The following is a 6,426-nucleotide window of genomic DNA, read 5'->3' on the forward strand; positions in this document are numbered from 1 at the left end:
TTGTCAGGGAGCGCTGCGTGGGTCACGCATCGGCTCCGGAGGTGGACTTGCGCGATATGCGCCCGCGGATGGCGTACCAGCCCGCGACCAGCGCTGCGACGATCAGCGGCAGGCACAGCACGGTGGTGCGTCCGGCGCCGCCGTCGGCGTACATGAGGACCAGGACGGAGGCGAGGAACGCCAGCGTCACCAGTTCGGTCCAGGGGGAACCCGGCAGCCGGTAGGCGGGCCGGGCCAGTTCGCCCTTCTGGGTCTTCCGCCAGAAGAGCAGGTGGCAGAGCATGATCATGCCCCAGGTGGCGAGGATGCCGATCGCCGCGAAGTTCAGCACGATCTCGAAGGCGTCCGCCGGGACGACGAAGTTCAGGCCGACACCGAGGACACAGATACCGCTGGTCAGCAGGATCCCGCCGTACGGGACCTGGGTGCGGCTCATCTTCGCGGTGAACTTGGGGGCCGAGCCGCTGACCGCCATGGAGCGCAGGATACGGCCGGTGGAGTAGAGGCCGGAGTTGAGCGAGGACATGGCCGCGGTGAGCACGACCAGGTTCATCACGCCGCCCGCCGCCGGGACGCCGATGTGGGACAGGACCGTCACGAAGGGGCTCTCGCCGGCGCTGTACTTGTTCCAGGGCAGGAGCATCGAGAGCAGGACGACCGAGCCGACGTAGAACAGGCCCACGCGCCACATGATCGAGTTGATCGCCTTGGGCATGATCTTCTCGGGGTTCTCGGTCTCACCGGCGGCCACGCCGACCAGCTCGACGGAGGCGTAGGCGAAGACGACGCCCTGGATGATCAGCAGCATGGGCAGCAGGCCGTTCGGGAAGATGCCGCCGTTGTCGGTGATCAGGGACGGTCCGGGGGTGACGCCGTCCACGGGGTGCCGGGTGACCAGCAGGAAGATGCCGATGCACATGAAGACCACCAGCGCGCTGACCTTCACGATCGCGAACCAGAACTCCAGTTCGCCGAATATCTTCACCGAGATCAGGTTCACCGTGAGGACCACGGCCAGGGCTATGAGCGCGATCACCCACTGCGGGACGTCGGAGAACATGCCCCAGTAGTGGGTGTAGGTGGCCACCGCCGTGATGTCGGCGATGCCGGTGGTCGCCCAGTTGAGGAAGTACATCCAGCCCGCGGTGTAGGCGCCCCGCTCGCCCAGGAACTCCCTGGCGTACGACACGAAGGCGCCGGAGGACGGACGGTAGAGCACGAGTTCGCCGAGCGCGCGCACGACGAGGAAGGCGAAGACGCCGCAGACGGCGTACGCGACGAACAGGGAGGGGCCGGCGTCGGCGAGCCGGCCGCCCGCGCCGAGGAAGAGGCCGGTGCCGATGGCACCGCCGATTGCGATCATGTTGACGTGCCGGTGCTTCAGGCTCTTGCTGTAGCCCGCGTCTCCGGCGTCGACATGGGTGGACGAGGGGCGCGTCTCGTCTTTGAGGTGCTGCTCGCTCACGCCTCGGGTCCGCCTTCCGTGGGGAGGTCCGTGCGCCCGGGGCGCACGATGTCGGTGAGGGTCGTCTCGACGCGGTCGAGGTGATGGCTCATGGCCTCGACGGCGTCGTGCTCGGAACCGTCGATCAGCGCCTCGACGATCGCCCGGTGCTCGCGGTTGGACTGCTCGCGGCGCCCGCCCAGCTCGTTGAGGAAGGCCGACTGACGCGCCAGTGCGTCACGGATCTCCTCGATGACCCGGCGGAAGACCGGGTTCTGGGCGGCCTCGGCCACGGCGAGGTGGAAGAGGCTGTCCATCGCGACCCACGCGGTGGTGTCCGTCTCCCGCTCCATGCGGTCGAGGAGGTGGGCCATGTGGTCCAGGTTCTCCGGGGTGCGGCGCAGCGCCGCGTACCCGGCGACCGGGATCTCGATGTGGCGGCGCACCTCGAGCAGGTCGCTGGCCGCGTAGTCGCCGAAGGTGGGGTCCTCGACGGCGTTCGCGACGACGAAGGTGCCCTTGCCCGTCCGGGAGACCGTCAGGCCCATCGTCTGCAGGGCGCGCAGCGCCTCGCGGAGCACGGGCCGGGACACCTCGAGGGTGCGGCACAGCTCGGCCTCGGAGGGGAGCTTGTCGCCGATGCCGTACTCGCCGCGCTCGATGGCACCGCGGAGGTGGCCGAGGACGGCTTCCATGGCGCTCACGCGCCGGGGGGCCGGGCCACCTGTCTGGCTGTCTGACAGGTTCACGGGAGCGATCCTGCGGGTTGCCGGCGGGAACTGTCAAGGCGTCGCGTAAGAAAACATTCACGGGGCGCGGCGCCTGAATGCAGGCATCCGCGCCCCGTGGGCGGTTCGAGGGTCGCTCAGCTGCTGAGCGTGCCGTTGGCGAGCAGGCCGAGGAGGGCGGCGCCGATCACGAGCCGGTAGATCACGAAGGCGTTGAAGGAGTGCTTGGCGACGAACTTCAGCAGCCAGGCGATGGAGGCGTAGGCGACCACGAAAGACACGATCGTGCCGACGGCCAGCGGGGCGGCGCCGACGCCCGCACCGAGGGCGTCCTTCAGCTCGTAGATGCCGGCGCCGGTCAGGGCCGGGATGCCGAGGAAGAAGGAGAGGCGGGTGGCGGCGACGCGGTCCAGGTCGAGGATGAGCGCGGTGGACATGGTGGCGCCGGAGCGGGAGAACCCGGGGAAGAGCAGGGCGAGGATCTGGGAGCAGCCGACCAGCATCGCGTCCTTGAAGGAGGTGTCGTCCTCACCGCGCTTGTGGCGGCCCATCTGGTCCGCCGCCCACATCACGGCGGAGCCGACGATCAGGGAACCGGCGACCACCCAGAGCGAGGCGAGCGGGCCGTCGATCAGCGGCTTGGCAGCGAGGCCCACCACGACGATCGGGACGGTCGCGGCGATCACCCACCAGGCGAACTTGTAGTCGTGGTGGTAACGCTCCTCGGGCTTGGTCAGACCGCGGAACCAGGCGGAGACGATTCGCTTGATGTCCTTGAAGAAGTACACGAGCACGGCGGCGATGGCGCCGACCTGGATGACGGCGGAGAACCCGACGACGGACTTGTCGTCGACCGGGATGTTCATGAGCCCCTCGGCGATCTTGAGGTGGCCGGTGGAGGACACGGGGAGGAACTCGGTCACCCCCTCGACGACTCCGAGGACGACGGCCTGACCGACGGAGATGGCGCTCATGCGGATCCAGTTCTGAGGAAGATTGGTCGACAGTGCTGTAGACAGTACTAACTATGCCCGGCAGTAGGCCGAGCGCCTAGCCCCACAGGGCCCCGGCAAGGGACACACCCGCGAAGGCCGCCGCGAGCCCCGCCACCACACTGGCGACGGCGTTGGCGGCAGCGTAGAGCCCCGCACCCGCCTCGGTCAGCCGCAGGGTCTCGTAGGAGAAGGTCGAGTACGTCGTCAGCGCCCCGCACAGCCCGGTGCCGATCAGCAGCTGCAGGTCCGGACCTGCGGCTCCGGCGGACACGGCGCCGGTGAGCAGCCCCAGGATCAGGCATCCGGTGACATTCACCACGAAGGTGCCCCAGGGGAAGAGCGAGTCGTGCCTGGCCTGGACGGCCCGGTCGGTGAGATAGCGCAGGGGTGCGCCGACCACGGCCCCCAGGACGACCAGCAGCCAGTTCACAACGACTTCTTACCCTTCGGTTCCGTCCCGTCCGGGCCCGGCGTACGCCCCACGTACCGGATGACCTCGCACTCCTCCACCGTCACGAGGCCTTCGCCGACCAGCTCGTCCAGCTGCGGCAGGAAGGCCCGGACCCGCTCCTCCGTGTCCACCACGACGATCGCCACGGGCAGGTCCTCGCTCAGCGACAGCAGCCGGGTGGTGTGGATGCGGGAGGAGGCGCCGAATCCCTCGATCCCGCGGAAGACGCTGGCCCCGGCCAGCCCGGCGGCGTGGGCACGGTGCACGATCTCGGAGTAGAGGGGCTTGTGGTGCCAGGTGTCGTCCTCGCCGATGTAGACGGTCAGCCGCACGGCCCGGCCGGTGAGTGAGGTCATCGCTGCCTCCGGGTGAGCACCAGGCGGGCGGCGACCGAGGCCAGCCACACCGCCGCGAGGGCCGCGAACAGGGTCGCGGCGAGGTAGGCCAGCCCCGTGCGGGGGTGGCCGGAGTCGGCCAGCCTGCGGATGTCGACGGCGTAGGTGGAGAAGGTGGTGAAGCCGCCGAGCACGCCGGTGCCGAAGAAGGGGCGTACGAGCCGGTGGGCGGCCCACACGTCGGTGATCAGCACCATGAACACGCCGATCACTGCACAGCCGACGACGTTGGTCCAGAACGTCGCCCAGGGGAATGCGCCCACGGGCGTGGGCCAGGCCAGGGTCAGCCCATAGCGGGCCGTCGCACCGAGGGCACCGCCCACGGCGACCACGGCGACGACGGGGGCCTGGGTACGCCACTGCGGCCGCCGTGCGGGTGCGGGGCGGGCTTGGAGACTCTCGGCCTTCGGGGCTGTCATGCTCGTACTTCTCCTGCTCGCCGGGGCCCGGGGCGCACGGGCGCCGTGCCGTCGCAAGTAGGGAGACCGTTGGCGGCGCCTTCACCGCGGTTCGGATACGGCGGGCCCCACCGCCGCGCCGCGCAGGATGATCGCGGCCGCGGACCAGGGTAACGCCAGAGGTGCCCCGGCCGCACACGCGGCCACGGCGGGCGACCCCCGAGTGTCTGGAGGTGGCTCAGCGTGCGGGCTCGGGCAGGGCGCACACCGCGATGCCCCGCTCCCACACGCTGCCCAGCACCAGGTGACCGGAGGCCTCGCAGACGCTGGTGGCCATGCGGTAGCCGGAACGTCGACGGAGGAGGTGCTGCAGGACCCGGCCGTCGTCGTCGACGGCGAGGACGCCGAGGGTTCCGGCGGGCCGGTAGGGCGCGCGGACGGCGACGCGGGCGGCGGCGCGGCGCAGGGCCGCGGGACCGCGGTGGAGCAGGTCGAGCGGGGGTACGCGCGGGCCGGCGAGGGCCACCCGGATCGGGCTGTCCTTGCCCGCGCGCCAGAGGTTGTCGGGCATGCCGGGCAGGTCGTCGGCGAACGGTTCGCGCCGCCCGGCCCTGGGGCCGGTCAGCCAGTAGCGGGTCAGCCGGTACGCGCTGGTCTCGGCGACGACCAGGAAGGACTCGTCGGCGGCGGATACGAGGCCGTTGGCGAACTGGAGCCCGTCCAGCAGCACTTCGGGCCGGTGGCTGCCCGGTGCGAGGCGCAACAGGCGTCCGGTGCCGGTGTGTTCGACCACGTCCCCGATCCACTGTTCCAGCGGATAGCGGCGGCTGGAGACGGTGAAGTACACACTGCCGTCGGACAGGGCGACGGCGTTGCTGCAGAACCGCAGCCGCTCCCCCGCGACCGCCTCGGCGAGCACCTGGACGCCGCCGTCGTCCGGACCCACGCGCAGCAGTCCGCGGTCGGCGTCGCACACCAGAAGGGCGCCGTCCGGCAGGAGTTCGAGGCCCAGCGGCCGCCCGCCGGTGTCGGCGAGCACCTCGACGCGGGTGGCCGAGGGGTCCGCGATGCCGTCGATCCGCAGGATCCGGCCGTCCGCCACGCCGGTGAGCACCCGGCCGCGGGAGTCGGCGACGACGTCCTCGGGGCCCTCGCCGCCGACGGCGACGTACCGGTGGACGACCAGAGGAGTGGGAGGGGTCATGTGCGCCTGTCCTTCGAGGTCGACGGTGTTCCATCGTCCCAGCGTCTGACGTGTCCCGGGCGATGTCGGTGAAATCGCCGGCCGACGTCCTCTCCCGGTTCACCAGCCCTTCTCGAACAACCTGGCCACCTCGGCGATGCGGATCTCGTCGCGTCGGTAGTGGGTGCGGCAGCGGATCCGGCGGGTGCGGAGCAGGCCGATGCGGCTGAGGAGGTCGAGGTGGGCGGCCGCTGTCCGGCGGGAGACGCCCAGTTTGGCGGCCACCGCCCGCGCGGTGACTCCGGTCTCGGCGAGGTCGCCGTGGTGGCGTCCCGACGGGAAGTGGGCGGCCGGGTCCTTGAGCCAGTCCAGGATGTCCTGCCGTATGCCGCCCGTGGGGTTCCTCAACATCCCTCGCGCCTCCGTTCCCGGCCTCCTCGTGCGCCGTGTTCCCACTGTCGCGCAGCCGGAGCCGTCCCGTACGGGACTCCGGAGCCCTTGTCCGGTATCGAACGGCCGTTCCCGCCGGTCCCGTTCACGGAAACGGGGAGGGGCCCGGCCGTCCCCTTAAGACCGGGCCTCCGTCAGGGTGGTTCAGCGGTGGCTGAACCACGACATGGAGGACAGCGCCTTGTCGTCGTAGCCGAACAGGGCCTGGTTCTCCCAGCCGTTGCCGGAGCCGGCGTCCGTCGGGTCCCAGCCGTTGGTGGTCACCGGCCCGCTGGACACTCCGGGCGGGGGGGGTGCCTCTATGTCTTTCGTCAAGCGAGGCGTGGGGTTCTGGGTTCGTAGAAGGTGCCGTCGCGGAGCATCGCGAACAGCACGTTGATCC

At 70.6% G+C, this 6,426-nt stretch carries 8 protein-coding genes; all 8 read right to left on the reverse strand.

Translation table 11 applies throughout. The annotated features are described in order from the left end of the window. Positions 1-22: 22 nt before the first annotated feature. The gene (locus FB157_RS41075) at positions 23-1,465 is read right to left on the reverse strand and encodes an amino acid permease (RefSeq protein WP_145886005.1); all 1,443 of its coding nucleotides are present in this window, start codon (positions 1,463-1,465) and stop codon (positions 23-25) included. After that, the gene (locus FB157_RS41080; RefSeq protein WP_145886045.1) at positions 1,462-2,139 is read right to left on the reverse strand and encodes a FadR/GntR family transcriptional regulator; all 678 of its coding nucleotides are present in this window, start codon (positions 2,137-2,139) and stop codon (positions 1,462-1,464) included. Before FB157_RS41080 ends, FB157_RS41075 begins: the two co-directional genes overlap by 4 nt. A 170-nt stretch (positions 2,140-2,309) precedes the next feature. After that, complete coding sequence (locus FB157_RS41085) at positions 2,310-3,146, reverse strand: undecaprenyl-diphosphate phosphatase (protein WP_145886007.1); 837 nt, start codon at positions 3,144-3,146, stop codon at positions 2,310-2,312. A gap of 76 nt (positions 3,147-3,222) precedes the next feature. Further along, complete coding sequence (crcB, locus tag FB157_RS41090; RefSeq protein ID WP_145886010.1) at positions 3,223-3,597, reverse strand: fluoride efflux transporter CrcB; 375 nt, start codon at positions 3,595-3,597, stop codon at positions 3,223-3,225. Beyond that, the gene (locus FB157_RS41095; protein ID WP_145886013.1) at positions 3,594-3,974 is read right to left on the reverse strand and encodes a DUF190 domain-containing protein; all 381 of its coding nucleotides are present in this window, start codon (positions 3,972-3,974) and stop codon (positions 3,594-3,596) included. The genes crcB (FB157_RS41090) and FB157_RS41095 overlap by 4 nt, the downstream gene beginning before the upstream one ends. Further along, a complete protein-coding gene (gene crcB, locus FB157_RS41100; RefSeq protein ID WP_145886015.1) occupies positions 3,971-4,432 on the reverse strand; it encodes a fluoride efflux transporter CrcB in 462 nt (153 codons plus the stop codon). The genes FB157_RS41095 and crcB (FB157_RS41100) overlap by 4 nt, the downstream gene beginning before the upstream one ends. A 217-nt stretch (positions 4,433-4,649) precedes the next feature. After that, positions 4,650-5,615: an SMP-30/gluconolactonase/LRE family protein gene (locus FB157_RS41105; protein WP_145886017.1), complete on the reverse strand. Its 966-nt coding sequence runs from the start codon at positions 5,613-5,615 to the stop codon at positions 4,650-4,652. A 99-nt stretch (positions 5,616-5,714) separates the two neighbouring features. Next, positions 5,715-6,005 carry a helix-turn-helix domain-containing protein gene (locus FB157_RS41110; protein ID WP_145886019.1) on the reverse strand — a complete coding sequence of 97 codons (291 nt, stop codon included), beginning with the start codon at positions 6,003-6,005 and terminating at the stop codon, positions 5,715-5,717. Positions 6,006-6,426: the final 421 nt, after the last annotated feature.

Origin of the sequence: Streptomyces sp. BK340 (genome assembly GCF_007827595.1) — a bacterium.
GTDB lineage: Bacteria > Actinomycetota > Actinomycetes > Streptomycetales > Streptomycetaceae > Streptomyces.